The organism is Donghicola mangrovi (assembly GCF_013377535.1).
Classification (GTDB): Bacteria; Pseudomonadota; Alphaproteobacteria; order Rhodobacterales; family Rhodobacteraceae; genus Donghicola; species Donghicola mangrovi.
In genome coordinates this window covers 509,396-534,608 of sequence record NZ_JABCJE010000001.1, presented here as the reverse complement: position 1 = coordinate 534,608, position 25,213 = coordinate 509,396, and the positions used below count along the sequence as shown (strand labels likewise).

The 25,213-nt window shown below is 61.5% G+C and carries 29 protein-coding genes; 21 read left to right on the top strand and 8 right to left on the bottom strand.

Features of this window, described 5'->3' with window-relative positions; translation table 11 throughout:
- The first annotated feature begins 122 nt into the window (after nt 1–122).
- Both hemF and HJ536_RS02765 read left to right on the top strand, forming a co-directional pair.
- Nucleotides 123–1,013 (top strand): oxygen-dependent coproporphyrinogen oxidase, encoded by an 891-nt coding sequence (gene hemF, locus HJ536_RS02770; protein ID WP_177156573.1) that lies wholly within the window; start codon nt 123–125, stop codon nt 1,011–1,013.
- Between the two features lie 98 nt (nt 1,014–1,111).
- On the top strand, nt 1,112–1,498 hold the full coding sequence (locus HJ536_RS02765) for a carboxymuconolactone decarboxylase family protein (protein WP_176852546.1): 387 nt from the start codon (nt 1,112–1,114) through the stop codon (nt 1,496–1,498).
- A 64-nt stretch (nt 1,499–1,562) separates the two neighbouring features.
- Here HJ536_RS02765 and nagA read toward each other — a convergent pair whose 3' ends face one another.
- The 3 genes from nagA to hemE are packed head-to-tail and all read right to left on the bottom strand — an operon-like array spanning nt 1,563 to nt 4,544.
- On the bottom strand, nt 1,563–2,672 hold the full coding sequence (nagA, locus tag HJ536_RS02760) for an N-acetylglucosamine-6-phosphate deacetylase (protein ID WP_177156572.1): 1,110 nt from the start codon (nt 2,670–2,672) through the stop codon (nt 1,563–1,565).
- On the bottom strand, nt 2,669–3,505 hold the full coding sequence (locus tag HJ536_RS02755; RefSeq protein ID WP_177156571.1) for a glucosamine kinase nucleotide-binding domain-containing protein: 837 nt from the start codon (nt 3,503–3,505) through the stop codon (nt 2,669–2,671). The genes nagA and HJ536_RS02755 overlap by 4 nt, the downstream gene beginning before the upstream one ends.
- A gap of 4 nt (nt 3,506–3,509) precedes the next feature.
- Nucleotides 3,510–4,544 (bottom strand): uroporphyrinogen decarboxylase, encoded by a 1,035-nt coding sequence (gene hemE, locus HJ536_RS02750; protein WP_177156570.1) that lies wholly within the window; start codon nt 4,542–4,544, stop codon nt 3,510–3,512.
- A gap of 122 nt (nt 4,545–4,666) precedes the next feature.
- Between hemE and hemC the strand changes: the two genes are divergently transcribed.
- Nucleotides 4,667–5,626, top strand: coding sequence for a hydroxymethylbilane synthase (hemC, locus tag HJ536_RS02745; protein WP_177156569.1), 960 nt, complete (start codon nt 4,667–4,669; stop codon nt 5,624–5,626).
- Nucleotides 5,627–5,781: 155 nt separating this feature from the next.
- Here hemC and HJ536_RS02740 read toward each other — a convergent pair whose 3' ends face one another.
- Entirely contained in the window at nt 5,782–6,777 is a 996-nt protein-coding gene (locus HJ536_RS02740; protein ID WP_177156568.1) for an asparaginase, read from the bottom strand.
- A gap of 173 nt (nt 6,778–6,950) precedes the next feature.
- On the opposite strand from HJ536_RS02740, the gene HJ536_RS02735 reads away from it, so the two are divergent.
- The 7 genes from HJ536_RS02735 (at nt 6,951) to HJ536_RS02705 (ending at nt 13,230) form a co-directional block, all read left to right on the top strand.
- The gene (locus HJ536_RS02735; protein WP_176852552.1) at nt 6,951–7,481 is read left to right on the top strand and encodes an invasion associated locus B family protein; all 531 of its coding nucleotides are present in this window, start codon (nt 6,951–6,953) and stop codon (nt 7,479–7,481) included.
- Between the two features lie 116 nt (nt 7,482–7,597).
- Nucleotides 7,598–8,785: a dual-specificity RNA methyltransferase RlmN gene (gene rlmN / locus HJ536_RS02730; RefSeq protein WP_176852553.1), complete on the top strand. Its 1,188-nt coding sequence runs from the start codon at nt 7,598–7,600 to the stop codon at nt 8,783–8,785.
- 72 nt (nt 8,786–8,857) lie between these two features.
- A complete protein-coding gene (locus HJ536_RS02725) occupies nt 8,858–9,832 on the top strand; it encodes an amidoligase family protein (protein WP_177156567.1) in 975 nt (324 codons plus the stop codon).
- The gene (locus HJ536_RS02720; RefSeq protein ID WP_177156566.1) at nt 9,829–10,554 is read left to right on the top strand and encodes a gamma-glutamyl-gamma-aminobutyrate hydrolase family protein; all 726 of its coding nucleotides are present in this window, start codon (nt 9,829–9,831) and stop codon (nt 10,552–10,554) included. The genes HJ536_RS02725 and HJ536_RS02720 overlap by 4 nt, the downstream gene beginning before the upstream one ends.
- Nucleotides 10,555–10,629: 75 nt before the next feature.
- Nucleotides 10,630–11,856, top strand: coding sequence for a class I SAM-dependent RNA methyltransferase (locus tag HJ536_RS02715; RefSeq protein ID WP_177156565.1), 1,227 nt, complete (start codon nt 10,630–10,632; stop codon nt 11,854–11,856).
- A gap of 18 nt (nt 11,857–11,874) precedes the next feature.
- Nucleotides 11,875–12,654 carry an ion transporter gene (locus HJ536_RS02710; RefSeq protein ID WP_176852557.1) on the top strand — a complete coding sequence of 260 codons (780 nt, stop codon included), beginning with the start codon at nt 11,875–11,877 and terminating at the stop codon, nt 12,652–12,654.
- A gap of 78 nt (nt 12,655–12,732) precedes the next feature.
- Entirely contained in the window at nt 12,733–13,230 is a 498-nt protein-coding gene (locus tag HJ536_RS02705; RefSeq protein WP_177156564.1) for a L,D-transpeptidase family protein, read from the top strand.
- A gap of 18 nt (nt 13,231–13,248) precedes the next feature.
- Here the strand turns inward: HJ536_RS02705 and dalA are convergent, their stop codons facing one another.
- Nucleotides 13,249–13,788: a divisome-associated lipoprotein DalA gene (dalA, locus tag HJ536_RS02700; RefSeq protein WP_176852559.1), complete on the bottom strand. Its 540-nt coding sequence runs from the start codon at nt 13,786–13,788 to the stop codon at nt 13,249–13,251.
- A gap of 164 nt (nt 13,789–13,952) precedes the next feature.
- Between dalA and HJ536_RS02695 the strand changes: the two genes are divergently transcribed.
- Both HJ536_RS02695 and HJ536_RS02690 read left to right on the top strand, forming a co-directional pair.
- On the top strand, nt 13,953–14,570 hold the full coding sequence (locus HJ536_RS02695; RefSeq protein WP_176852560.1) for a L,D-transpeptidase: 618 nt from the start codon (nt 13,953–13,955) through the stop codon (nt 14,568–14,570).
- Between the two features lie 149 nt (nt 14,571–14,719).
- A complete protein-coding gene (locus HJ536_RS02690; RefSeq protein ID WP_176852561.1) occupies nt 14,720–14,905 on the top strand; it encodes a hypothetical protein in 186 nt (61 codons plus the stop codon).
- A 144-nt stretch (nt 14,906–15,049) separates the two neighbouring features.
- Here HJ536_RS02690 and hemH read toward each other — a convergent pair whose 3' ends face one another.
- Together hemH and HJ536_RS02680 are read right to left on the bottom strand one after the other, a co-directional pair.
- Nucleotides 15,050–16,099 carry a ferrochelatase gene (gene hemH / locus HJ536_RS02685; RefSeq protein ID WP_177156563.1) on the bottom strand — a complete coding sequence of 350 codons (1,050 nt, stop codon included), beginning with the start codon at nt 16,097–16,099 and terminating at the stop codon, nt 15,050–15,052.
- A 61-nt stretch (nt 16,100–16,160) separates the two neighbouring features.
- The gene (locus HJ536_RS02680) at nt 16,161–16,982 is read right to left on the bottom strand and encodes a methyltransferase domain-containing protein (protein WP_177156562.1); all 822 of its coding nucleotides are present in this window, start codon (nt 16,980–16,982) and stop codon (nt 16,161–16,163) included.
- On the opposite strand from HJ536_RS02680, the gene HJ536_RS02675 reads away from it, so the two are divergent.
- From HJ536_RS02675 to HJ536_RS02660, 4 genes are read left to right on the top strand one after another with little or no spacing between them, the layout of a single operon-like run.
- Nucleotides 16,983–17,726, top strand: coding sequence for a ComF family protein (locus HJ536_RS02675; RefSeq protein WP_177156561.1), 744 nt, complete (start codon nt 16,983–16,985; stop codon nt 17,724–17,726).
- Nucleotides 17,727–17,758: 32 nt separating this feature from the next.
- Complete coding sequence (gene grxC / locus HJ536_RS02670) at nt 17,759–18,016, top strand: glutaredoxin 3 (RefSeq protein WP_176852565.1); 258 nt, start codon at nt 17,759–17,761, stop codon at nt 18,014–18,016.
- Complete coding sequence (locus HJ536_RS02665) at nt 18,016–18,882, top strand: carbon-nitrogen hydrolase family protein (RefSeq protein ID WP_177156560.1); 867 nt, start codon at nt 18,016–18,018, stop codon at nt 18,880–18,882. The genes grxC and HJ536_RS02665 overlap by 1 nt, the downstream gene beginning before the upstream one ends.
- The gene (locus tag HJ536_RS02660) at nt 18,869–19,315 is read left to right on the top strand and encodes a MarR family winged helix-turn-helix transcriptional regulator (protein WP_176852567.1); all 447 of its coding nucleotides are present in this window, start codon (nt 18,869–18,871) and stop codon (nt 19,313–19,315) included. The genes HJ536_RS02665 and HJ536_RS02660 overlap by 14 nt, the downstream gene beginning before the upstream one ends.
- A gap of 44 nt (nt 19,316–19,359) precedes the next feature.
- Here HJ536_RS02660 and ubiG read toward each other — a convergent pair whose 3' ends face one another.
- Nucleotides 19,360–20,106: a bifunctional 2-polyprenyl-6-hydroxyphenol methylase/3-demethylubiquinol 3-O-methyltransferase UbiG gene (gene ubiG / locus HJ536_RS02655; RefSeq protein WP_177156559.1), complete on the bottom strand. Its 747-nt coding sequence runs from the start codon at nt 20,104–20,106 to the stop codon at nt 19,360–19,362.
- A gap of 71 nt (nt 20,107–20,177) precedes the next feature.
- On the opposite strand from ubiG, the gene pip reads away from it, so the two are divergent.
- From pip to HJ536_RS02630, 5 genes are all read left to right on the top strand, one after another.
- Nucleotides 20,178–21,158: a prolyl aminopeptidase gene (pip, locus tag HJ536_RS02650; RefSeq protein ID WP_194245637.1), complete on the top strand. Its 981-nt coding sequence runs from the start codon at nt 20,178–20,180 to the stop codon at nt 21,156–21,158.
- A gap of 56 nt (nt 21,159–21,214) precedes the next feature.
- Nucleotides 21,215–22,225, top strand: a complete 1,011-nt coding sequence (locus HJ536_RS02645) for an SDR family NAD(P)-dependent oxidoreductase (protein ID WP_177156558.1) — start codon at nt 21,215–21,217, stop codon at nt 22,223–22,225.
- Between the two features lie 135 nt (nt 22,226–22,360).
- Entirely contained in the window at nt 22,361–22,945 is a 585-nt protein-coding gene (rimP, locus tag HJ536_RS02640; RefSeq protein WP_176852570.1) for a ribosome maturation factor RimP, read from the top strand.
- Nucleotide 22,946: 1 nt separating this feature from the next.
- A complete protein-coding gene (gene nusA / locus HJ536_RS02635) occupies nt 22,947–24,563 on the top strand; it encodes a transcription termination factor NusA (RefSeq protein WP_176852571.1) in 1,617 nt (538 codons plus the stop codon).
- A gap of 26 nt (nt 24,564–24,589) precedes the next feature.
- A complete protein-coding gene (locus HJ536_RS02630; RefSeq protein ID WP_177156557.1) occupies nt 24,590–25,210 on the top strand; it encodes an RNA-binding protein in 621 nt (206 codons plus the stop codon).
- The last annotated feature ends 3 nt before the right edge of the window (nt 25,211–25,213 follow it).

The following is a 25,213-nucleotide window of genomic DNA, read 5'->3' as shown; positions in this document are numbered from 1 at the left end:
CGGGGTTTTTTGCTTGTCTCGCAATGGTTCTATCACAATTGCGTAAAGGGCCGCACCGCGTCCCTCTGGTCAGTTCCCCGTCCACCTGCTAGCCCTGTGCCCACCATTGAACGGAGGGGCCCATGACCGAAGAACTCGTCACCGAACGCGAACGCGCAGCCGCGTGGTTCAAGGACCTGCGCGACCAGATCGTCGCCGCCTTCGAGGGACTCGAGGACAGCTACACCGGCCCCCACTCCGACCGCCCTGCCGGCCGTTTCGAAGTGACCCCGACCTCGCGCACTGCCGATGATGGTTCGGACGCAGGCGGCGGCCTGATGTCCGTAATGCGCGGCGGCCGCGTGTTCGAGAAGGTCGGCGTCAACATCTCGACCGTCTACGGCACCCTTGGCGAACGCGCCCAAATGGCCATGGCCGCCCGCAAAGGCATCCCCGGCATGAAAGAGGACCCGCGTTTCTGGGCTTCGGGCATTTCGCTGGTCGCCCACATGCAGAACCCCCACGCCCCGGCGGTGCACATGAACACCCGTATGTTCTGGACCCCCCATGCGTGGTGGTTCGGCGGCGGCTCCGACCTGAACCCCTGCATCGAATACGCCGAGGACACCCAGCACTTCCACGACACGCAAAAGGCGCACCTCGACCCGCACGGGGCCGACTGGTACCCCAAGCTCAAGGAGTGGGCGGACGAATATTTCTACGTCCCGCACCGCAAGCGCGCGCGCGGTGTTGGCGGCATCTTTATGGACGACCAGTGCAGCGGCGATTGGGAGGCTGACTTCACCCTGACCCAAGACATCGGCCGCGCCTTCCTGCCCGCCTATGTCCCGCTGGTGGAAAAGCGCCGCGATACCGAATGGACCGACGCGGACAAGGATACCCAGCTGATCCACCGCGGCCTCTATGCGGAATACAATCTGGTTTACGACCGTGGCACCAAGTTCGGTCTGGAAACCGGCCACGACGCGAACGCGGTCCTCATGAGCCTGCCGCCCATGGCCAAGTGGGTCTGATACCCGCATCCCAGACTTGCCTTTGACGGGCGCCGCCTGTCACACACGGTCCTGCATCCCTATGCGGGACCGTTTTATTTAAATCACAGGCATTTTTCATGACCCAAGACACCACCGACACCGGCCGCGCCCTGTCCGAACAGTTGAACCCGGGGATGGAGGCGGCCTTGGACGCCCGTTATGGGCATCTGCTGCCCGGCATGGCCGAGGGCGTGGTGGATTTCGCCTATGGTCGCCAATACGCCCGCCCCGGTCTGCCCCTGCGTGATCGCTACATCGCGACCATCGCGGCGCTGACGGCTTTGGGCGGTCAGACCCGACCCCAGCTCAAGGTGAATATCGCGGGGGGCCTCAAGGCGGGGTTAACCGAAAAAGAGATCGCCGAGGTCATCTGGCAGATGTCCCTCTATGGCGGGTTTCCGGCGGCGATCAACGCCCTGAACGCCGCGCTCGAAGTGTTCGAAGAGAGCAAGCAGCAGGCGTAATTCCGGCGTCGGCACGTCATGACGCAAGCCATACGTCCCCCATACGCCTGCCATATGCGGGGTTTCAGGCGATTTTCTCGCCGCCCCGCCAGACCCCCAGCAGGTGCAAATCGTCGCTCAGGTGGATCAGATCGGCGGGTCCGCCCATCTCGATCCGGCCCAGATCGTCGCGCCCTATGATGTCCGCCGGAATGCGCGTGGCCATCGCCAAAGCTTCGGCCAAGGGCACCCCCGCAGCTGCCATATTCCGCACCGCCGCCGAGAGGTTCAGATCGGCCCCCGCCAGCGTCCCGTCGGCCAAGGTCAACCGTCCCTTTGATCGGCTAACCTTCCGCCCGTTCAGGATAAAATCGGTCTGGTCGGTGCCCGCAACGGCCATTGCATCACTGACCAGAAACAGCCGGTCGGTGCCCGCCTTGGCCCGCCAGACCATCCCCAAAAGGCCCGCGTGGACATGCTCTGTGTCCGCGATCAGGCCCGCCGACAGACGCGGATCGGCCAGCGCGGCGCCCACACATCCGGGCTCGCGGTGATGCAGGCCGGTCATGGCGTTGAAGAGGTGCGTGACAACCGTCGCCCCCGCCTTGGCGGCCACGCGGCAACGGTCGTATCCGGCATTGGTATGACCCAAGGCCACGATCACGCCAGACTGGTGTAACTTGCTGATTTGGCTGTCAGAAACCACTTCGGGGGCCAGCGTGATCTTCAGGCATCCGACCACCCGCGCGGCGTGACAGTACAGGTCCACGTCGATGTCGGTCATGGGCCGCAGCAGGGCCTCGGAATGCGCTCCGGCGCGGGTCAGGTGCGGCCCCTCCAAGTGCAAACCGACGATCCCTTTGACCCCATTGGTGCGGGCTTGGGCAATGGCGTTGACAGCGGCCTGAAACGTCTCGATCGGGGCGGTGATCAGCGTCGGCAGGATAGAGGTCGCCCCCAAACGGCCATGGGCTTCGGCCATCAGGCGCAGGGTCTCGACCGTAGGGGCTTCGTTGAACATGGCGCCGCCGCCGCCGTTCACCTGAATGTCCACATAGCCGGGGCACAGGATGCCGCCCCCCAGATTGGTGCCGGTTTTCTCGGTCAGGCCAGCGATCCGGCCGTTGTGGAAGGCAAGGCTTGCCCCTTCGCGCAGTTTCACACCGTCGAAAATTCGTGCGCCAGATAAAATCATGTAATCTCAGCCGCATAGAGGAAGGCACCGTCCAACGCGCTGCCCTCGGGTTCCTGCAAAACTGCCTGCATTTCGGCTGGCAGATAGTCCAAATACACAGGCCCCAGCCCACCGGTCAGCACCAGCGGAGTGGCCTTGTTCCATCCTAAACGGCGCAAGCTGGCCTCAAGATAGGCCGCACCTGCCCGAAGCAGGTTAATCGCCACGAAATCTCCGGCCTGTGCCGCAATCACCACATCGGGGGCCAGCTGACCAAAGGCATTGGCAGACGCCCCCGCCGCCATCCGCATGATCGCCGCAGGACCGTCCGCCAACAGGGTCTCGGTCAAACCAGAGCGAAGCCCGCCTTCGGTCGCCGCCAAGGCAGCCTTCAACGCCTCGCGCCCCAGCCACGCACCGCTGGCCTCGTCGCCCAAGGCCAATCCCCAGCCGCCCGCAAACCGCGCCTGACCACCGGCCAGTACGCCCACGTAAGAGCCCGTGCCGATCCCCGCCACAGCCCCATGTCCGGTTGTCAGAAAAGCCCCCCGCAGCGCAATCGCGCGGTCGTCCACGACGCGCAAACGGGGCAGGGCGATGGCCTGCGCCACCCGCGCGGCATCGCGGTCATCCAGAACGCCCGCCAGCCCCATGCAGATGCGCGCCTGCGCCAGTTCCGCATCAGACAGGCCCAGTTTCCCAAGACCTGCCAGCAGGTTAGTAATAGCGCCATCAAAGTCGCTGGTCACATTGGCGGGGCCACCCGCGACCTGAACCACGTCCGCGCCACGCCGCATGGCATAGCGCGAACCGGTGCCTCCGCCGTCCACTGCAATCAGGATCGGCGCGCTCAAAGCCTTAGCCTTCGCGAACGGTGTCGATCATCAGCTGGACGTTGTCGGGGTTCGCATCCGGTGTGATCCCGTGCCCAAGGTTAAAGATGTGCGGGCCGTTCTTGAACGCCTGCACGATGTGGCGGGTTTCGTCCACCAGCGCCTGACCACCGGTCACCATGTGCGAGGACGCAAGGTTGCCCTGCACGCAGCTATCGACCTGCACATGCTCGGTCGCCCATTCCGGCGTGACCGAGTTGTCCAGTGCCACGCAGTTCGCACCGGTTTCCTTGGCGAAACCGACGTAACCTTCGCCCGCCTCACGCGGGAAGGCGATGACGGGCACACCGGGGTGACGGTCCTTGATTTCGCTGATGATTTTCTTGGCGGGGGCAACGGCGTATTTGGTAAAAGCCTCGCTTTTCAGCGAACCGGCCCAGCTGTCGAACAGCTTGACGCATTCGGCACCAGCGCGGATCTGGGCCGACAGGTATTCGATGGTGGACTCCGTCAGACGGTCGATCAGCGCCTCGAACAGAGGGTTATTTTCCTGCATCAGCTTGTGTGCAGGGCCCTGATCGGGGGTGCCGCGGCCTGCGATCATATAGGTCGCCACGGTCCAGGGGGCGCCAGCGAAACCGATCAGCGCAACCTCTTCGGGCAGAGCCGAGGCCAGATTGCTGACGGTCTGGTACACGGGGGCCAGATGGTCGTGAATGTCGTCCGCGCCTTTAAGCTTTGCGAAATCTTCTTCGGTTGTGATGGTGGACAGACGCGGGCCTTCGCCGGTCACGAACCACAGATCAGCGCCAAGCGCATCGGGGATCAGCAGAATGTCGGCGAACAGGATCGCAGCGTCGAAACCATAGCGGCGGATGGGCTGCAGGGTCACTTCGGTCGCCAGATCGCTGTTATAGCACAGGGACAGGAAATCGCCTGCTTCGGCACGGGTGGCGCGGTATTCGGGCAGGTAACGGCCCGCTTGGCGCATCATCCAGATCGGCGGTGTGGGCAGGGTCTCGCCCGACAGGGCACGCAGCAGCAGTTTCGTTTCGGCCATGATGTCCTCTGATCTCTTTGAACGGTTGGTCCATGTTCTGCGACCCTGTGTCAAGGTCTCGGGGGCAGGGCGCGACGTATCGCGCTTGCTTTGGGTATCAAGGGCAGTCTATCGATTGCGCCATGACACAGATGCTTCCTTCTCCCGATCAGCCGCTGAAAATCGGCACCCGAGGCAGCCCGCTCGCGCTGGCGCAAGCCTATGAAACCCGCGCCCGACTGATGGCGGCCTTTGATCTGCCCGAAGAGGCATTCGAGGTGGTGGTGATCAAAACCACCGGTGACAACCGCGCCATGATCGACGCGGACCGCCCGCTGAAAGAGATCGGCAACAAGGGCCTGTTTACCAAAGAGATCGAAGAAGCCATGCTGTCCGGCGGCATCGACATCGCCGTCCACTCGACCAAGGACATGCCGGTCGAGCAGCCCGCTGGCCTGATCGTGGATTGCTTCCTGCCCCGTGAAGACCACCGTGACGCGTTCGTGTCACCCACCGTGGCCAATATCGCAGAGCTGCCCGCCGGTGCCGTTGTGGGCACCTCCAGCCTGCGCCGCCGCGCGCAGCTGCTGCACAAGCGCCCCGACCTGAAGGTCGTCGAATTCCGCGGCAACGTGCAGACCCGCCTGAAGAAGCTGTCCGAAGGCGTGGCCGATTGCACTTTCCTGGCGATGGCGGGCCTGAACCGTTTGGGGATGACCGAAGTCGCAACCGCGCCGATCTCGACCGATGACATGCTGCCCGCGATTGCCCAAGGCACCATCTGCATCGAACGCCGCGAAGACGACCAGATGGCCGCCCACCTGTTGGCCGCAATCCACCACGCGGACACGGCCGTGCTGATGGCGGCAGAACGCACGCTTCTGGCCGCCTTGGATGGCTCGTGCGAGACCCCGATTGCTGGCCTCGCGGAGCTGAAAGACGGCACCGTTCACCTGCGCGCCGAAATCCTGCGCCCGGATGGTTCGGAAAGCCTGACCGAAGAAGGCAGCGCCCCCGCCGCTGAGGCCGCCAAACTGGGTGCCGATATCGCCGCCCGTCTGCTATCCCGGGCTGGCGAAGGCTTCTTTGACTTCAAGACGTAATCCAGCGGTGTGCGGCCAAGGCCGCACGCAGTTTTCTTTGTGACCGCAGCCTTCATTTTGGTTCAAATACCCCCGCCGGAGGCTTTGGCGTCCAGGACGGAACGTCTCCGGCGGGGGAGTATTTTTCGCAAGAAGAAGCACAGGGGCGCTTTGCCCTAAAGCAGGTCCGCTGCGGGGCGGAGAATGCCCGTTTCCAGCACGCGCCAGTTCTTTTGGACTTTGTTCATGCGGTTCAGGACCGCTGGGTGATCGGCCTCTAGCAATCCTAGTTTCACCAGAAGCGCTGTGATCGCGCATTCCGATCCGCGGGTGCCTCCGTCGATCACCTTGAGCGCGATGCCCAGTTGCTGTTCCGGCAGGATTGCGACGAAGACCGCTTCGGCGCCGGTTTTGATTGCAGCGCGGCCCTTCATGGCGCCCATGAGTTCGGTGCAGGCGCGGCCCGTTCCAGCGATCAGGTTCGGGTGGGCGATCATTGCGTCGGTCAGGCGGGCCTGAGCGCGACTGCGCGTGTCGCTGCGGGTGTGGGCCGAGGCAAAGTTGCCCATCGCCCGCGCCAACCCGTGGACCGAGGTTGCGAAGTTCGGGGCAGAGCATCCGTCGATCCCGTAACCGGGACTTTCCATGCCTGTAACGCCTTCGAACGCATCGCGACAGGCCAGCTGGACGGGGTGGTCAGCTTCGACATATTCGTTGTGCCCGCCGAGATGGCGGTTCAGGGTCAGGAAGCCGGTGTGTTTGCCCGAGCAGTTGTTATGCAGCTGGCACGCGCAGGTGCCGGTTTCACGGAGTTCGCGGCGCACGATTGGATCGTTGGGCACCTGCACCCCGCAGCGCAGGTCCGATTCCCCCATGCCGATCGCGTCCAGCCATGCCGCCACGCGGTCGGTGTGCTGGTGTTCCCCTTGGTGGGAGGCGCAGGCCAAAGCCAGTTGCTCGGTCCCCAATCCAACCGCATCGGCCGCCCCGGATTCGATCAGGGGCAGGGCCTGAATCATCTTGGCCGAGCTGCGAGGATAGATGATGGCATCGGGATCGCCCCATGCCTGAACGATCTGGCCCGCGCCGTCGCAGATCACCGCATGGCCGAAATGGGTGCTTTCCAGAATATCACCGCGCCACAGCTCGGCTAAGGGCACCGGATTGTTCATTTTCACGACTCCGTTTGGTGACGGCGGAAAGCCGCCGTGGGGGCTTTATCCTTTAGGATGTTTTAAGCTACAGTCCCGGCGTCGAGATGCAAACGGTATCCTCGTGGAAAGATTCCGCTTTCTGTGTGGGATAGACCGAAGGTAAGAGGCTAGTCAGCTTGGAGGCTGGACGTATGAAATCATTCTTTGCGCGTGGTGTTGTCGGGGCGCTATTTGCTGTGTGTGCTACCGGCGCGATGGCGCAGCAGGTTTCGAACAATCAGGTTGCCGTAAAAGAGGACTGGAACGTTTTCATGGGCGAGAACCCGACCGAGTGTTGGGCTGTTTCGATTCCCAAGGAAACCGTGAATACCCGCGATGGCCGCGAAGTGAACGCGACCCGTGGTGAAATCCAGTTGATGGTATTCTTCCGTCCCTCGCAGAACGTGCGCCAGCAGGTGGCTTTCACCGGTGGCTATCCGTTCCGCGACGGCTCCACCGTGACTGTGGACGTGGGCGGATCGAAGTTCGAAATGTTTGTTCAGGGTGAATGGGCGTGGCTGTCCAGCCAGGCCGAGGACGACAAGCTGGTCGGCGCCATGAAGCGCGGCGCCAACGCTGTGGTCACCGGCATCTCGGGCCGTGGCACCCAGACCAAGGACACTTTCTCGCTCACCGGTTTTACAGCCGCTGTGGACGACGCTGCGACCCGCTGCAAACAGTAAGGTTTGCCGCAGCGCATAACTGCTATGACAGGGGCCGGACACAGGCGTGTTCGGTTCCTTTTGTGTTTTCGTAACGAATCCGCTAAAAGGCGCCCTCAGCCCAAAGGATTAGCGCAATGACGGCCACTGCACCGATCACCCAAGACGTTCTGACCATTCCCCGCAAGCTGCCCGAGGGCGGCAAGACCAACATCGTTGGCCTGACCCGCGACCAGCTGCGTGATGCGCTTCTGGCGATGGGGACCCCTGAAAAACAGGCGAAAATGCGTGTGAACCAGATCTGGCAGTGGGTCTATCAGTGGGGCGTGCGCGATTTCGGCCTGATGACCAACCTTGCCAAAGGGTACCGTCAGCAGCTCGAGGACAGCTTTGTCATCGAAATCCCCGAGATGGTCAGCAAGCAGGTGTCGATGGATGGCACCCGCAAGTATCTGGTGCGCATTGCAGGCGGCCACGAGGTCGAGGTGGTGTACATCCCCGAAACCGATCGCGGCACGCTGTGTGTCAGCTCTCAGGTAGGCTGTACCCTGACCTGTTCGTTCTGCCACACCGGCACGCAGAAACTGGTGCGCAACCTGACCGCAGGCGAGATCGTCGGTCAGATCATGATGGCGCGCGATGACCTTGGCGAATGGCCCGAACCCGGTGTGGGCACCGGCGACAACGGCCCGCGTCTGTTGTCGAACGTGGTTCTGATGGGCATGGGCGAGCCCCTCTATAACTTTGACAACGTGCGGAACGCGATGAAGATCGCCATGGATGGCGAAGGCATCAGCCTGTCGCGCCGCCGCATCACCCTGTCCACCAGTGGCGTTGTCCCCGAGATCGCCAAATGCGCCGAAGAGATCGGCTGTATGCTGGCCGTCAGCTTCCACGCGACCGAGGACGAGACCCGCGACAAGCTGGTTCCGATCAACAAGCGTTGGAATATCAAGGAACTCCTGGACGCTCTGCGCGCCTATCCCAAGCTGTCGAACTCCGAGCGGATCACCTTTGAATACGTGATGCTCAAGGACGTGAACGACACCGATGCGGATGCGCGCCGTCTGGTCAAACTGATCAAGGGCATCCCTGCCAAGATCAACCTGATCCCGTTCAACGAGTGGCCCGGCTCCCCCTATCAGCGTTCCGATTGGGAGCGGATCGAGGCATTCGCCGACATCATTTACAAGGCCGGTTACGCCAGCCCCATCCGCACCCCCCGCGGCGAGGATATCATGGCCGCCTGCGGTCAGCTGAAGTCCGCGACCGAGCGTGAACGCAAGTCCCGCGCTCAGATCGAGGCTGAAACCCGCGCAGGCTAAGGCTGCGACAGACTGTCATGGAACGAATTCGGTCCTTCGCATGTTGGGTTTCCCGATATGCGAGGGCGAAACATGACATTACAATTCCAAAAACTGCCCGCGCCTGTGACTGTCCAAGGTGCGGAACGACACATCGGTGTCGAAGTTGAATTTGCTGATCTGACCGAAGAGCAGGCAGCCAAAGTGCTGGTCGAAACCCTTGGTGGTTCGGCGGAATGCACGGTCGATAACGACTGGCTGGTGCGCGGCTCCGAGATTGGCGACATACAAGTCTATCTGGATACCGTTTACCGCACTGCCGAGAAGTCCGTGCTGCGTGACGTGGGCCTGAAACTGGGCCGCGAAGTGATCCCTGTTGAGCTGGTCACCGACCCCTTGGCTTTTGATCAGTTGCCGGTGCTGGACCGCGCGCTGAACGCCCTGCGCGATGCAGGGGCCAAGGGCAGCGGCGACGGTTGGTACTACGGCTTTGGCGTTCACCTGAACATCGAGGTTGAAGGGCATTCCCCCGCCGACGTGCTGCGCCCCCTTCTGGCCTATGCGCTGATCGAGGACTGGATGCGCGTTGCGCTGCCCATTGATCCGTCGCGCACGGTGTTGCCTTGGACCGATCCCTATCCCACCGCGCTGGTCGAAGAGCTGATCCTGCTTGGGGTCGAACCGTCAGCCAAATCGCTGGTTGAAACTTACACCCGCCATTGCGCGGACCGGAACCGCGGCCTTGATATGCTGCCTGTGATGAAAGCCCTGTGGCCCACCGAATTGGAAGAGGCCATCGGCGCCGACAAGGTTTCCGAGATCAACGGCCGCCCGACCTATCACTTCCGCCTGCCCGACAGCCGCCTGGACGAGGAATCGTGGTCGCTGGCGGATGAGTGGGATCGCTGGCTGCTGGTCGAACAGATCGCCAGCCGCCCCCAGATCGTCGAGGAACTGGCCGATGCTTGGCTGGACAGCCACGGTATGATCACTCTGTCGCGTCAGCCCTGGGCCGAGCGTTGTGGTGACATTCTGGCAGATTATGGATTGGCACGGGGGGCAGGATGACACGCCCTGTGATTGCTGTGACCACTTCTAATCGCTCTGGCTGGCGCATCTTTCCTTTGGTCGCCCTGAACGTCTGGTTCGCGGGGGGCAAGGCTGTGCGCTGGGGCGCGGGCCGTCCTGCCGATCTGGACGCCGTGGATGGCGTGATCATTGGCGGGGGCGACGACATTTCGCCCGATATCTACGGTGGCCAGATCGTCGCCTCGGCCCGTCTGGACCCTGAACGCGACGCGCTAGAGCGTGGCCTTGTCGAGGAAACCCATGATCGCGGGATGCCGGTTCTGGGGATTTGCCGTGGCAGCCAGATGATCAACGTGGCCCGTGGCGGCACCCTGCACCAGGATGCCTATGGCGTGTACCGGAGCAGTCGGAAAATCCGCACCATCCTGCCGCGCAAGGAAATCTGGATCGACGACAACACCCGTCTGTCCCGCATTGCGGGCCTGCAGCCGATGACCGTGAATTCCTTGCATACCCAAGCGGTGGACCGTCTAGGCCGAGGCCTGCGCGTGGCCGCCCGTGACACCGGCGGAATGATCCAAGCGATCGAGAGCGTGCGCGAACCCTTTGCCCTCGGGGTTCAGTGGCACCCCGAGCATCTGATCTATGCGCGGCGTCAGCGCCGGATCTTTCGGTCACTCGTCATGGCTGCGCGGGCCTATCGCAAGGATCTGCGTCAGTTGCGCGCGGTGGACGTTCACGCGCGCTTGGACCCCGCATAGACGGGAACGCGCTTGGCCTTGGCTGTCGAAGCAGGTAGTTGCCTGCCAAACAGCCAGCCAAAAAGGAGCGCGCCCGTGACCGAGATTGTGATCGAACGACTGGGACTTCATGGGGACGGTATCGCCGCCGGTCCCGTCTACGTGCCCCTAACCCTGCCCGGAGAGCGCGTCGAAGGCGATCTGAACGGCGAGCATCTGGAAAACGCCCGCATCGTCGAACCCAGCGCGGATCGCGTCAAGGCGCCCTGTCCACGCTTCAAGCGTTGCGGAGGGTGCAGTTTGCAGCACGCCAGCGATGCATTCGTGGCCCAGTGGAAGGTCGGCGTGGTGGAAACCGCGCTCAAGGCCCACGGGCTGGACGCCCCCATTCGCAGCATCGAAACAAGCCCGCCCGCATCCCGCCGCCGCGCTGTGTTTTCAGCACGCCGCACGAAATCGGGGGCTCAGGTCGGCTTCCACGTGCGCGAATCTGACCAGATCGTGGAAATCGACGGCTGCACCCTGCTGGACCCCGCGCTGTTGGACGCACGGTCGATCGTGACCGAGCTGGTCAAGGTCGGTGGCAGCCGCAAGGGCGAGTTGAGCGTCACCATCACCCTGACCCTGAACAAGCTGGATGTGTCCGTCACCGGTGGCAAAACGCTGGACGACAAGCTGCGCATGGAACTGGGCCCTCTGGCCGAACGCTTGGGCCTGTCGCGCCTCGCGTGGGAGGATGAGACTGTTGCCCTGCGTCACCCCCCCGCGCAGGACTTTGATGGCATCACCGTTGTCCCGCCCGCGGGTTCGTTCCTGCAGGCCACCCGCCATGGCGAGGATACCCTGCGTGCCGCCGTCCTAGAGGCTGTGGGCGACGCTGACCACGTTGCGGACTTCTTTGCCGGTTGCGGGACGTTCAGCCTGCCCCTGGCTCGCAAAGCCGAGGTATGGGCGCTGGAGGGCGTGCCCGAGATGATCAAGGCGCTGGATTTGGGCTGGCGCAACGCCAAGGGCCTGAAAAAGATGAAGGCCGAGGTACGCGATCTGTTCCGCAACCCTGTCATCGCCTCGGACATGCAAAAGCTGGACGCCGTGGTGCTGGACCCCCCGCGTGCGGGCGCTCAGGCGCAGGTGGCCGAGATCGCGCAGACCAAAATCCCCGTTATTGCCTATGTCAGCTGCAATCCCGTTACATTCGCCCGCGATGCGGCCGTTCTGGTTAAGGCAGGATATCGCCTGAATTGGGTGCAGGTCGTTGACCAGTTCCGTTGGTCTTCCCATGTGGAACTAGCGGCTCGGTTCGATCGACCCGAGAAAGGCTAACAAAAACAGGACATACGGATGAAAGATACTCTGGCCGTCTGGTTGCAGCGCCCTTCGGTGCGCAACGGGATCGTAGTCGTGATTCTGGTCAACGCCTTGGTGCTGGGGCTAGAGACATCTGAAACCGTCATGTCCCATTTTGGCTGGCTGATCCGATTGATCGACGGGGTGTGCCTGTCGATCTTTATCATCGAGCTTCTGGCCAAGCTCTATGCCCATGGCGGACGGTTTTTCCGGAACGGCTGGAATATCTTTGACGCGGTGATTGTCGGGTGCGCCATGGTGCCGGGCGGTCATTCTGTGTCGGCCCTGCGGGCGCTGCGTATCCTGCGGGTGCTGCGCGTGATCTCGGTCTTTCCGCGCCTGCGCCGCGTGGTCGAAGGGTTGGTCCGCGCGCTGCCGGGCATGGGCAGCGTCTTTTTCCTGATGGCGATCCTGTTCTACATCGGGTCCGTGATTGCCACGACCGTGTTCGGAGAAAGCTTCCCCCAGTGGTTCGGGACGATGGGGCGCAGCGCCTATTCGCTGTTCCAGATCATGACGCTGGAAAGCTGGTCCATGGGCATCGTCCGCCCCGTGATGGAGGTCTACCCCTATGCGTGGGTGTTCTTTGTCCCGTTCATTCTGCTGACCACCTTTGCCGTGGTGAACCTGCTGGTGGGTCTGATCGTGAACTCGATGCAAGACGCCCATTCCGAGGATAAGGTTCGCGCAACCGACGACCACCGAGAAGAGGTTTTGGCCCGTCTGGATGCCATTGATCGCAAACTCGACGAGATGCGTTCACAAAAACCCTGAGTCGGGTCTGGCCCACTGTGCCCTTTGGCATGAATCATGTATGGCCCGTTGCATTGAGACACATAAGGGTAGTGTGAAATGCGTTTTTTAAAGCTGGCGCTGTGCGTCTTGCTTTTGGTGGGTGTGGCCGCCTGTAGCAGTGGCAAGTTCAAGACCTATCGCGGGCCGGCCGTCACCCAGATTCTGGTCTATAAGGGCCAGCGCAAAATGTATCTGATGCACTTCGACAAGGTGCTGACGGCCTATGACATCCACTTGGGTGGTAACCCCGTGGGCCACAAGCAGTTCGAGGGCGACGGCAAAACCCCCGAGGGCCTCTATCAGATCAACCGCCGCAACCCGAACAGCAAGTTCCATCTGTCACTGGGGGTCAGCTATCCCAATGAACAGGATGTGGAATTTGCGTTGTCACAGGGGAAGAGGCCGGGCGGTGACATCTTTATTCACGGGCGTCCCGCACCCTATCGCAGCTGGGGGGATGACTGGACCGCTGGCTGCATCGCGGTCACGGACAAAGAGATCGAGATGATTTACGCGATGGTTCGCGATGGCACCCCGATCTCGATCTATCCCTAAAGGAAGCGTCGGACCCGATTAGCTCGGGTCCGAGAAACGTGCCGGAGCGCCAAGCTCCATGGTCCACCAGATCTTGCCGTTGTTCTCCTGGAACCAGGCAAAGCCGATTTCGGTGGCGTCTTTGGACATCAGAACCTTGCGAGTCACCGGATCCTCGGCCCATGCGGCCAGGGTTTCGGTCTCGGTCTCGTAGGTTTCAGAGATCAGCTCACCCACAAGGTGTCCGCCGTAGCCAACGCGGCGAACACGGTCGATCGGCGAAGAACCGTCAGAGCCGAAGTGCCACGGACGGTTCTGGACCGCCATGTCACGCGAATGGGTCGCCGCTGCTGCGTTCAGGCGGGGGTCCAGAACAACCGGGGCCTCGTGGGCGGCAGCGCGCAGCGCGTTCACCGAGTCGAGGATGCCGTACTGGATGCGTGCCTCGTCAGCGGAGCTGATTCGATACATGCGGGGCAGCGGTTTGCCATCAGGGCCAAGTCTGGCGGGAGCCGGTGCCGGAGCACAAGCCGACAGAGCGACCAGGAAACTGAGTAGAATAGGTAGTAGGCGGAACATGCGGGCCCCTCGTTTGTTTCCCCATGCCTTACCCAAAGGGGTATGCGGTTTCAAACCCACAGTTCGTTAATCTCTTGGAGTTTACTGCGGTTTGATTTGCGACTGCGGCATTTCCACCATAGATATAAGCAAATTTGTGGATTTCAGATCATCCGGAGGAACACATGGCTGATCGTAAGGTGACGGGTCTCTCCCGCCGCGGTTTTCTGGCGAGCGGGATCGCCGGTGGCGTTGCCGCATTGGCCGCACCTGCTTTGGCGCAAAGCGGGTCGCAGATGAACAACACGTTCGAGCTGGAAGGGTCCATCGAACAGGGTGTTCGTCGCAACATTTCCAGCTTCCGTACGCTGGATTGGCGCCCCTATTTCAGCAACACCACCAACGGCGCGATTCTGGTCGATATCGATAGCCGGGCGCTGCATTTCTGGTCGGAAGACCAGAGCGTCTACAAGCTGTTCCCGACCAGTGTTCCGCTGACCGATGACCTGACCCGCCGCGGCCGCACCGAGATTATCCGCAAGGTCGATGGCCCCACTTGGTCGCCGACCCCCGCGATGAAAGAACGGAACCCCGAATGGCCGGATTTCATCCCCGCAGGTCCGGATAACCCTCTGGGAACCCACGCTTTGTACCTGAGCTGGCAGTTCTACCGAATCCACGGGACCCACGACACTCGTAAGATTGGCCGCCGGTCGTCCAACGGATGCATCGGTTTGTACAACGAACACATCGCGCAGTTGTACGAATTGACCAAGGTTGGAACCCAAGTGTTGCTAATTTGACGACATCGTAGGGAACTCATTGAATCCTCCCACAAGTTAAGTTTGCATTTGCCAATGATAGCTGGTTAGAAAATTCCTACGAGGTAAGTCTTGGGTGCTTGTCGCTGTCCTCAATAAACCGCAGTGGCAAGCTTATACTGGAGGATACTATGAAGAAACTCGTTCTGGCCGCCGCTCTGGCAGCATCCGCTTCGACTGCTTTCGCTGGTTCGCTGGCAGAGCCCGTAATCGAAGCTCCCGTGGTCGTGGAAGAAGCAACCACCTCGTCGTCGTCGGCAGGTCTGATTGTTCCGCTGATCCTGGTTGCCGTTCTGGTTGCCGCAGCTTCGAAGTAATTTCGAGCTAATCAGTACAAAGGAAAAGGCGGTGGGCAACCACCGCCTTTTTCATTTTCCGGATAGGGTAGAGGGGCTTTGCCCCTCTCTTGGGGCGGGGCCCCAATTCACTCCCCAGAGTATTTTACCGAAGAAGAAGGGGGCTTAGAGCCAGCCCCCGAGGTTTTCGCGGATGATCGCGGTTAGGGCGCGGATATGTGCCGGATCGTCGTTCAGGCAGGGGATGTAGGTAAAGTCATGCCCGCCCGCGTGTTCGAACGATTCGCGGATCTCTTCGTTGATTTCTTCCAGAGTTTCGATGCAGTCCGCCGAGAAGGCAGGCGCACATACGGCGATGTTGGTTTTGCCAGCTTCGGCCAGACGCGCGACCTCTTCTACCGTGTAGGGCTGGAGCCACTCTTCGGGGCCGAAGCGCGATTGGAAGGTTGTGGTGATTTCGGTGTCGGCCCAACCAAGGCGCTCTTTCAGGAGGCGCGTCGTTTTCTGGCATTGGCAGTGATAGGGGTCGCCTTCTTTGACCAGATAGCGCTTCGGTAGGCCGTGGTAGGAGCAGACCAACACGTCAGGCTTTTTGTCCAGTTTGGCGTAGGCGGCCTCGATGGATTGGGCCAGAGCCTCGATATAGAGGGGGTGCGCGAAATAGGGGTCCACGACGCGGGCGGTGGGCTGCCATTTTTCCTTCATCAGGGCGCGGAAGAACTGGTCGTTCGCCGTGGCCGAGGTGGCGCCTGCGTATTGAGGGTAGAGCGGGAAGAACAGGATTTTGGTGCAGCCGGCCTCGACCATCTTGCGGACGACAGAGTTGGTCGAGGGGTTGCCGTAGCGCATGCAGAACTCGACCATGACGTTGTCGCCATACTGGGCCTCGAGGTCCGCTTTGATGGCGGCTGTTTGGTCCTTGGTGATGGTCATGAGGGGGGATTCGTTTGCCTCGTTGTTCCAGATCGAGGCGTAGGCCGCGCCGGATTTCTTGGGGCGGGTGGACAGGATCACCAGTTGCAGCAGGGGCTGCCAGAACAGCGGCGAGTAGTCGATTACGCGGCGGTCCGACAGGAATTCGTTCAGGTAGCGGCGCATGGACCAGTAGTCGGTGCCATCCGGCGTGCCGAGGTTGGCCAGCAGGATGCCGACTTTGGGCTGAGGCACTTTGGGGTGATCAGCGGGGGCATGGGCGGGGCATTTGGCGTCCAGCATGGCGTCGTTCCAATCGTTTGTTATTTCTTTGCGGTTGGAGATAAGGGGGATGCCCCCGTGGTCAATCGTCGAGCTTCGTTTCTGTGGTGTTCAGGGCGTCGGCCAGACGGGCGGCCGCACTGCCGGGCCGCAAGGGCTGGGGTTGGCTGTCGGCGGGGGCCCAACCGGTCAGGATGCAGAACTCGAAGGTCGCGGGGATGCGCCCGTCGGCATCGGCAAAGTTTTCGGCATAGATGCGTGCGGCTTCGAACAGGACGGCGCGGCGGGTGGGCTGGCGCAGGCGGTCGTTCAGAGCATTCCCTTCGCCCATCATCCGCAGCTCGCGCATCAGGGCGATGGCGTTGTCGTAGCGGACTTTGATGCGGAAGGTGTCGCTGACCGGCAGGGCAAAGCCTGCGCGCTGCAGCAGCCCGCCAAGGTCGCGGATATCCCCCATCGGCAGCACGCGGGGGGACAGGCCGCCAGTGACGCGCGATTCGGCCTCGCTCATGGCCATGCGCAGTTCGGTCAGGGTCTGGCCACCGAACAGCGACGCAATCAGCAACCCGTCGGGGCGCAGGGCGCGGCGCAGCTGGATCAGTTGGCCCACGGGGTCTTCGGTCCAGTGCAGGTTCAGGGCGTGGATCGCCAGATCGACGCTGTTTTCCTGCACATCCAGCGTGGGCGTGGGGGCGATGACGCGGGCTTCGGGCAGGCGGTCCGCCCATAGTTGAGGCCAGTCGCTGACCACGACACTGTCCTGAAACGACCTGTTAACCAGCATAAGCCGATCCTGAAGGTCATCTGCAGCGGCTTCTTGCAGGAAAAGCAGCGGGTTTTTGGCGGCGCGGGCCAGTTGGCGCTGACGCGCCGGCCCGTCGATGAGAGATCTGGGGTTCGACATATGCAAACTTCTAATGTGGCGCTGGCGACAATACAAACGGCGCTTCGGGTGATCTATCCGCCCCGATGTCTGGGGTGCGGTGAAACGGTGGGGGCGGACTTTGCCCTGTGCGGGCCGTGCCGCCGCGAGGTGCATGTGATCGGCGGGCTGGTCTGCGATGGCTGCGGGGTGCCTCTGGCGGGGGCTGCGGGCTTTGGCGAGCATTGTGATACCTGTCTGGCCAGCCCGCCGCCTTGGTCGCAAGGGCGTGCGGCGCTGATGTATGAGGGCTTGGGGCGCAAACTGGTGCTGGCGATGAAGCATGGCGACCGCACGGATATTGCCCGCGGAATGGCCCCCCTGATGGGCATGGCAGCCCGAGCGATGATCCAGCCCGATACGGTTGTGGTGCCTGTCCCACTGCACTGGCGGCGAATGTTCCGCAGGCGCTACAATCAGGCGGCGCTTCTGGCGCAGGGTCTGGCGCGGCACCGCCATCTGGTGTGTGTGCCGGATGCTCTGACGCGGCACGGTCGGCACGAATCGCTGGATGGGCTGGGGCGCGCCGAACGGTTCGAGGCCTTGCGCGGCGCCATCACGGTGCACTCCCAAAGGGCGGACAGGATCGCCGGTCGGCACGTTCTGCTGGTGGACGATGTGATGACCTCTGGCGCGACGCTTGGCGCCTGCACAGAGGCGCTCTTGGCGTCACAGGTGCGCGAAGTTTCTGTCGTAACCCTCGCACGCGTTGCACAGACGCCCTAAATGCGTAACAAATTCCACAAAAGGAACGTGTCATGAAGCCCATCGAAATCTACACATCGCCGCTCTGTGGGTTCTGCCACGCGGCCAAGCGCCTGCTGAACCAGAAGGGCGCGGCCTATACCGAGATCGACCTGTACGAGCAGCCCGACCGCCGACCCGAGATGATGGATCGTGCCCATGGCCGCCACACCGTGCCCCAGATTTTCATCGGCGAAACCCATGTGGGCGGCTGCGATGACCTGTACGCGCTGGACCGCGCGGGCAAGCTTGACGCGCTGTTGGCCGAGTGATGCGGGCGGCGCTGCTTCAGATCACGTCCTCTGACGATCCGGCAGAGAACCTGTCGATGTTGCAGGACCGGATCGCCGAGGCTGTTCAAGGCGGCGCCGGATTTGTCCTGACCCCCGAGGTCAGCAATTGTGTTTCCACCTCTCGCGATCACCAATTGCGGGTGTTGCGCCATCAGGACGACGATCCGACGCTGGCTGGCCTGCGCGAAGCAGCGGCGCAACACGGGATTTGGCTGCTGATCGGGTCCTTGTCGCTGAAAACCCACGATCCGGACGGCCGCTTTGCCAACCGGTCTTTCCTGATCGATCCAACGGGCGCGATCGCCGCGCAGTATGACAAAATCCACATGTTCGACGTGCAGGTTTCTGACACCGAAAGCTATCGGGAATCTGCAGGCTACCGTCCCGGGGATCGCGCTGTTCTGGCCGAAACCCCCTTTGGCACCGTAGGCATGACCATCTGCTACGATGTTCGCTTCCCTCACCTGTTTCGCGATCTGGCCAAGGCTGGCGCACAGATCATCACGGTTCCGGCGGCGTTTTCGCCAGTCACCGGTGCGGCCCATTGGGAAACTTTGCTGCGGGCGCGGTCCATCGAATGCGGAGCCTGGGTGCTGGCCCCGGCCCAATGCGGAGCCCACAAAATAAGGACCGAAAAGCCTCGTTCGACCTATGGATACAGCCTTGCGATTGATCCTTGGGGCCGAATTGCCGCATCGGCGCAGGATATACCAACCATCACCTATGTTGATCTGGACCTCGAAGAAGTGGCAGATAGCCGGACGCGCATTTCTGCCCTTGACCACGACCGCCCCTATAGCGGTCCTTTTTTGAGTAAACGCGAAAGACCGGATGGCGATCGATAAAAACAGCGCGCTGGCAGTGACCCTGTTCAGCGAAATCCTGACCGTAGACCAGCTGGCCCGCAACCGCCTGTCCAAAGTGCTGCCCAAAGGGATGGAGATTTCGCACTTCTCGGTCCTGAACCACCTCGCTTTTTCGGGCGAAGAACGCACCCCCGCGCAACTGGCGAAATCCTTTCACGTGACCCGCGGCGCAATGACCAACACGCTGAACCGTCTGGAATGGGCCGGCTATGTGCACATCCGCCCCGACTGGGACGACGCCCGCCGCAAGATGGTCGCCATCAGCCCCGCCGGCAAACGCGCCCGCGACCTCGCGCTCGAAGCGATCACCCCGATGATCCAAGAAGTCGTCAGCGCCCTCGGCGACGAAAAAGTCCGCGCGGCCCTACCGACCTTGCGCGAACTCCGGCTTCGTCTCGAAGAAAACCAGTAGGTTTCTTTTTGCTCTAAGTACTCAAAATCCAGCCCGCGCCACGATCACGAGGGTTTGGTGCTGGCGGTCACGTAGTTCACACTCAGATCGCGCGAGGACAGGCTCCATCCCCAGGTAATCGGGTTGAACACAAATCCGGTGCGGTCCACGGGGGTCAGGCCTGCCTTGGAAATCAGCGCGCAGAGTTCGTCCGGCGTGATGAACTTGTTCCACTCGTGGGTGCCCTTGGGCAGCCAGCGCATCACATATTCCGCGCCGACAATCGCCATGGCAAAGCTTTTGGCGTTCCGGTTTATCGTCGAGCAGATCATCAGCCCACCCGGTTTCAGCAGTTGCTGGCAGGCATCCAGATAGGCCTGAGGGTCGGCCACATGCTCGACAACTTCCATGTTCAGAACCACATCGAATTGCTCGCCCGCGGCGGCCATCGCTTCGGCGGTGGTGTGGCGATAGTCGATTTCCAGCCCCGACTGCTCGGCGTGAATGCGGGCTACGGGCAGGTTCCGTTCTGCCGCATCAGCGCCCACCACGGTTGCCCCCAGACGCGCCATGGGTTCCGACAGCAAGCCGCCCCCGCAACCGATATCCAGCAGACGCAGCCCTTCGAACGGTTTGGCAACCGACCGGTCCAGCCCGAACTCGCCCGCGATCTGGCTGGTGATGTATTCCAACCGGCAGGGGTTCAGCATGTGCAGAGGTTTGAACTTGCCATTCGGGTCCCACCATTCTGCTGCCATCGCCTCGAATTTAGCGACTTCGTTTGCATCAACGGTGGTTTGCTGCGCTTGCATTCTGATCTCCCTGTGGTCTTCTGGGCCTCTACGCCTCATATAGACCTATAGACAGAAAATTCTTGGCCCAAATGCGCGCAGCTCAGTTCCTATATCCAAGCCTTGCTCCCTTTGACCAGCGGATGCTGGATGTGGGCGATGGCCACACGGTCTATGTCGAGCAGTGCGGCAACCCCAATGGCATTCCGGTCCTTGTTTTACACGGTGGGCCGGGTGGCGGGTGCAGCCCGTCCATGCGTCGCTATTTCAATCCCGAGGTTTACCGTGTGGTGCTGTTTGACCAGCGCGGGTGTGGTCGGTCACGTCCTGCGGCCTCGGTCGAGGCGAACACCACGTGGCATCTGGTGGCCGATATTGAGCTGATCCGCGAGACCTTGGGAATCGACAAATGGATCGTTTTCGGGGGCAGCTGGGGTGCGACTCTTTCGCTGATCTACGCGCAGGCCCATCCCGAACGGGCGATGCATCTGGTGCTGCGGGGCGTCTTCCTGATGACCCAGACCGAGCTGGATTGGTTTTACGGCGGCGGGGCAGGGCGGTTCTGGCCCGATGTCTGGAAGCGGTTCGTCGATATCGTCCCTGAGGACGAGCGCGGCGACCTGATCCAAGCCTACCACAAACGCCTGTTCGGCACCGACACCCCCGAACTGATCCGGTTCGCGCGCGAGTGGACCTCGTGGGAAAACGCACTGGCCTCGGTCAGTTCGAACGGTCCCAGCTATTACGACACGCCGCCGGAATACGCCCGCGTCTTTGCGCGGCTCGAGAACCACTACTTCATCAACGGCGGCTTTCTTGAGGTCGACGGCCAGATCCTGCGGGACATGCCCAAGCTCAAGGGCATTCGCGGGACCATCGTTCAAGGGCGCTTTGACATGATCTGTCCGCCCGCCGCCGCGTGGAAGCTGCAAGAGGCTTGGCCCGACGGCTACTGCGATCTGCGGATGATCCCTACGGCGGGTCACGCCCTGTCAGAACCGGGAATTTCCTCTGAACTTGTACGGGTTATGGACATGTTGCATAGCATGAGGCTGCGCGACGCCCTGAGTTGATTGACACAGCGGTCCCAATGGCGCAGGCAGGGAAACAGTTTGTTCAGGAGGGCCGCATGAAAAAGGCGCTGGTCACAGGTTCCGCAGGGTTTATCGGGTTTCACCTCAGCCAGAGGCTCTTGCAAGAGGGTTTCGAGGTTATCGGCTTTGACAGCCATAACGACTACTACGACGTCGCACTGAAAGAGGGCCGCGAGCAGATCCTCAAGCAGTCGCCCACCTTCACCCCCGTCCGCGAAAAGCTGGAAACGCCGAACGCGCTGCGCACCCTAATCGGGGACGAGAAGCCGGACGTGATTGTCCACCTCGCCGGTCAGGCCGGTGTGCGCTATTCGATCGATAACCCCCAGAGCTATGTTGAGGCCAACCTGATTGGTGTCTTCAACTTGCTCGAGGCTGTCCGCGCGACCCCCTGTCAGCACCTTCTGATGGCGTCCACCAGTTCGGCCTACGGCGCAAATTCCAAGATGCCGTACGTAGAGACCGTGAAGGCCGACCACCAGATGTCCTTCTATGCCGCGACCAAGAAGGCGAACGAGGTGATGGCCCATTCCTATGCCCACCTCTACGACATGCCGATCACCATGTTTCGGTTCTTTACCGTCTACGGTCCGTGGGGCCGCCCCGACATGGCGCTGTTCAAGTTCACCAAAGCGATGCTGAACGGCGATCCGATCGACATTTATAACCACGGCAAAATGATGCGGGACTTCTCGTATATCGACGATCTGGTGCAGGGGATTCGCTTGCTGATCGACGCGGTTCCGCAGCGTCCCGCCTCCGAAGCCGACATCGCCGAGCATGACAGCCTGAGCCCCGTTGCCCCTTGGCGCGTGGTCAATATCGGGAATGCCTCGCCGGTGCAGCTGATGGACTTTATCACCGCGCTCGAGGATGCCTTGGGCGTTGAAGCGAAAAAGAATTTCATGCCGATGCAGGCGGGTGACGTGCCTGCCACTTGGGCCGATACCACCCTGCTTAGCAGCCTGACGAGCTATGCCCCCAGCACTCCGGTGAAAGAAGGGGTTAAGCGTTTCGTCGAGTGGTATCGCGAGTTCTACACGTAAGAATCAGCCGCCCCCTTGCTTTTATTGGTGAGGGGGCGTATATGGCGCTTAACAGCGGCGCGTTGGAGACAACGTTCCACCGGGAAACATCAACGGGCCGCACGCCCGTTTTTTTGTGCCCGGAGGCACTCTGATATGACCAACGATCTGATTGCAAAGACCGCCATTGACCGGCGTCTGGCGGAAATCGTCGGACCCGTAATCGAGGATTTGGGGTTCGAACTGGTGCGCATCCGTCTGCAAGGCGGTAACACACCGCATCTGCAAATTATGGCTGACAAGCCCGAGGGCGGCATCGAAGTCGACGATTGCGCCGATATCTCGACCGCTGTGTCCGCTGTGATGGACGTCGAAGACCCGATCACCGACGCCTACACTCTGGAAGTGTCGAGCCCCGGTATCGACCGCCCGCTGACCCGCCTGAAAGACTTCGAGAACTTCGAAGGCTACGAGGCCAAGGTCGAAACCAGCGAGCTGATCGATGGCCGCCGCCGCTTCAAGGGCACCTTGGCGGGTGTCGAGGATGGCGAGGTTCTGATTACCATTACCGAGGGCACCATCGGCCTGAAGTTCGAATGGCTCAGCGATGCAAAGCTGGTGCTGACTGACGACCTGATCCGCGACATGCTGCGCGCCCGCAAGGCCGCCGGTGTCGTCGACGAAAACGAATTTGACCTGATCGAAGAAGAGACAGCCGAGTCCGGCTCCGAGGAGAACTGAGATGGCAATCACGTCCGCAAACCAGCTGGAACTGCTGCAAACTGCCGAGGCCGTGGCCCGCGAAAAGATGATCGACCCCGGTCTGGTCGTCGAGGCGATGGAAGAGTCGCTGGCTCGCGCAGCCAAGTCGCGCTACGGCAGCGAGATGGACATCCGCGTGAAGATCGACCGCAAGACCGGTCGTGCCACCTTTACCCGTATCCGCACCGTAGTCGAAGACGAAGAGCTCGAGAACTATCAGGCAGAGCTGACCGTCGCGCAGGCCAAGCAATACATGGCGAACCCTCAGGTCGGCGACGAGATCGTTGACGAGATTCCGCCCGTAGAACTGGGCCGTATCGCAGCGCAGTCGGCCAAGCAGGTTATCCTGCAGAAGGTCCGCGAAGCAGAGCGTGATCGTCAATACAACGAATTCATCGACCGCAAGGGCACCATCATCAACGGTACCGTCAAGCGCGAAGAATACGGCAACGTCATCGTCGATATCGGCCGTGGCGAAGCAGTTCTGCGCCGCAACGAAAAGATCGGCCGCGAGAGCTATCGCCCGAACGATCGCGTGCGCTGCTTCATCAAGGACGTGCGCCGCGAAGCCCGTGGTCCGCAGATCTTCTTGTCGCGCACCGCGCCCGAGTTCATGGCCGAGCTCTTCAAGATGGAAGTGCCCGAAATCTATGACGGCATCATCGAGATCAAAGCGGTTGCCCGTGATCCCGGTTCGCGCGCGAAAATCGCGGTTGTCAGCAACGATAGCTCGATCGACCCCGTCGGTGCCTGCGTTGGTATGCGCGGTAGCCGCGTGCAGGCCGTTGTGAACGAACTGCAGGGCGAGAAGATCGACATCATTCCGTGGAACGAAGATACGCCCACCTTCCTGGTGAACGCGCTTCAGCCCGCCGAAGTGTCCAAAGTGGTTCTGGACGAAGATGCAGAGCGCATCGAAGTTGTTGTTCCCGACGAGCAGCTGTCGCTGGCCATCGGCCGCCGCGGTCAGAACGTGCGTCTGGCGTCGCAGCTGACCGCTCTGGACATCGACATCATCACCGAGAGCGACGACTCGGCCCGCCGCCAGAAAGAGTTCGAAGAGCGCACCCGCCTGTTCATGGACACTCTGGATCTGGACGAATTCTTCGCTCAGCTGCTGGTCTCCGAAGGCTTCGCGAACCTCGAAGAAGTTGCCTATGTCGAGGTTGACGAACTGCTGGTCATCGACGGCGTGGATGAAAGCACCGCCGAAGAGCTGCAGGCCCGTGCCCGCGACTATCTGGATGCGCAGAACGCCAAGGCGCTGGACGCAGCCCGCGAAATGGGTGTTGGCGAGGACCTTATTGAATTCGACGGCCTGAGCCCCCAAATGGTGGAAGCGCTGGCGAAAGAGGGCGTTCTGACCCTCGAGGACTTTGCGACCTGTGCAGACTGGGAACTGGCCGGTGGCTGGACCACCCAGGACGGTCAGCGCGTGAAGGATGACGGCATCCTTGAAAAATTCGACCTTTCGCTGGCCGAAGCTCAGGATCTGGTCATGACCGCTCGGGTCATGCTGGGTTGGGTTGATCCCGAAGAGCTGGTTGGCGAAGCCGCAGAAGAAGACGAAACCGAAGAGGGCGAAGCAGAGGAGTAATCCTCTGCCGCTTGGAGTGACCCTGAATGACCCGTGGTGGTGCAGACTACGACCGAGAGAACGGTCCCGAACGCAAGTGCATCGCCACAGGCGAGGTTGGGACTGTCGAAACGATGATCCGTTTCGTGGTCGGACCGGACAACCAGATCGTACCGGATGTGTTGGGTAAATTGCCCGGCCGCGGGATCTGGGTCAGTTCGACCCGCGAGGCGTTGGACAAGGCCATCTCCAAGGGCCTGTTCAGCCGCGCTGCGAAAACCAAAGTCACTGTTCCTGAAGGAATGGCAGACATGGTGGAACAGCAGATCACGCGACGGGTGATCGACCTGCTTTCGCTGGCCCGCAAAAGCGGACTGGCAGTCGCTGGCTATGAAAAGGTGAAGGACGTCCTCGATAAAGAGGATGCGTATGTCCTGATCCAGGCCTGCGACGGTTCAACTCGAGGGAAATCCAAGCTCTCGACCCCGCACCGGGGCAAATACATTGGGTGGCTGACCGCAGACGAACTGGGTGCAGCCTTTGGTCGGGAAACCGTGATTCATAGTGCGCTTGGGTATGGCGGACTCAGCAACCGTGTTGTAGAGGAAGCCACACGATTGAAAGGCCTGCGCGCGCAAGACGGCGGAATGGGCCGCCGGGAAGGGTAATAG

Excerpts from the sequence above, each read along its gene's own strand:
- HJ536_RS02660 (WP_176852567.1), top strand. The coding sequence starts at position 18,869 with ATGGCGATCGATAAAAACAGCGCGCTGGCAGTGACCCTGTTCAGCGAA.
- HJ536_RS02710 (WP_176852557.1), top strand. The coding sequence starts at position 11,875 with ATGAAAGATACTCTGGCCGTCTGGTTGCAGCGCCCTTCGGTGCGCAAC.
- HJ536_RS02675 (WP_177156561.1), top strand. The coding sequence starts at position 16,983 with ATGCAAACTTCTAATGTGGCGCTGGCGACAATACAAACGGCGCTTCGG.
- HJ536_RS02665 (WP_177156560.1), top strand. The coding sequence starts at position 18,016 with ATGCGGGCGGCGCTGCTTCAGATCACGTCCTCTGACGATCCGGCAGAG.
- hemC (WP_177156569.1), top strand. The coding sequence starts at position 4,667 with ATGACACAGATGCTTCCTTCTCCCGATCAGCCGCTGAAAATCGGCACC.
- hemH (WP_177156563.1), bottom strand. The coding sequence starts at position 16,099 with ATGCTGGACGCCAAATGCCCCGCCCATGCCCCCGCTGATCACCCCAAA.
- HJ536_RS02725 (WP_177156567.1), top strand. The coding sequence starts at position 8,858 with ATGACATTACAATTCCAAAAACTGCCCGCGCCTGTGACTGTCCAAGGT.
- hemE (WP_177156570.1), bottom strand. The coding sequence starts at position 4,544 with ATGGCCGAAACGAAACTGCTGCTGCGTGCCCTGTCGGGCGAGACCCTG.
- HJ536_RS02720 (WP_177156566.1), top strand. The coding sequence starts at position 9,829 with ATGACACGCCCTGTGATTGCTGTGACCACTTCTAATCGCTCTGGCTGG.
- dalA (WP_176852559.1), bottom strand. The coding sequence starts at position 13,788 with ATGTTCCGCCTACTACCTATTCTACTCAGTTTCCTGGTCGCTCTGTCG.
- HJ536_RS02695 (WP_176852560.1), top strand. The coding sequence starts at position 13,953 with ATGGCTGATCGTAAGGTGACGGGTCTCTCCCGCCGCGGTTTTCTGGCG.
- HJ536_RS02705 (WP_177156564.1), top strand. The coding sequence starts at position 12,733 with ATGCGTTTTTTAAAGCTGGCGCTGTGCGTCTTGCTTTTGGTGGGTGTG.
- pip (WP_194245637.1), top strand. The coding sequence starts at position 20,178 with ATGCGCGCAGCTCAGTTCCTATATCCAAGCCTTGCTCCCTTTGACCAG.
- HJ536_RS02680 (WP_177156562.1), bottom strand. The coding sequence starts at position 16,982 with ATGTCGAACCCCAGATCTCTCATCGACGGGCCGGCGCGTCAGCGCCAA.
- nagA (WP_177156572.1), bottom strand. The coding sequence starts at position 2,672 with ATGATTTTATCTGGCGCACGAATTTTCGACGGTGTGAAACTGCGCGAA.
- HJ536_RS02690 (WP_176852561.1), top strand. The coding sequence starts at position 14,720 with ATGAAGAAACTCGTTCTGGCCGCCGCTCTGGCAGCATCCGCTTCGACT.
- HJ536_RS02645 (WP_177156558.1), top strand. The coding sequence starts at position 21,215 with ATGAAAAAGGCGCTGGTCACAGGTTCCGCAGGGTTTATCGGGTTTCAC.
- HJ536_RS02740 (WP_177156568.1), bottom strand. The coding sequence starts at position 6,777 with ATGAACAATCCGGTGCCCTTAGCCGAGCTGTGGCGCGGTGATATTCTG.
- nusA (WP_176852571.1), top strand. The coding sequence starts at position 22,947 with ATGGCAATCACGTCCGCAAACCAGCTGGAACTGCTGCAAACTGCCGAG.
- rimP (WP_176852570.1), top strand. The coding sequence starts at position 22,361 with ATGACCAACGATCTGATTGCAAAGACCGCCATTGACCGGCGTCTGGCG.
- HJ536_RS02735 (WP_176852552.1), top strand. The coding sequence starts at position 6,951 with ATGAAATCATTCTTTGCGCGTGGTGTTGTCGGGGCGCTATTTGCTGTG.
- ubiG (WP_177156559.1), bottom strand. The coding sequence starts at position 20,106 with ATGCAAGCGCAGCAAACCACCGTTGATGCAAACGAAGTCGCTAAATTC.
- grxC (WP_176852565.1), top strand. The coding sequence starts at position 17,759 with ATGAAGCCCATCGAAATCTACACATCGCCGCTCTGTGGGTTCTGCCAC.
- HJ536_RS02630 (WP_177156557.1), top strand. The coding sequence starts at position 24,590 with ATGACCCGTGGTGGTGCAGACTACGACCGAGAGAACGGTCCCGAACGC.
- HJ536_RS02765 (WP_176852546.1), top strand. The coding sequence starts at position 1,112 with ATGACCCAAGACACCACCGACACCGGCCGCGCCCTGTCCGAACAGTTG.
- hemF (WP_177156573.1), top strand. The coding sequence starts at position 123 with ATGACCGAAGAACTCGTCACCGAACGCGAACGCGCAGCCGCGTGGTTC.
- rlmN (WP_176852553.1), top strand. The coding sequence starts at position 7,598 with ATGACGGCCACTGCACCGATCACCCAAGACGTTCTGACCATTCCCCGC.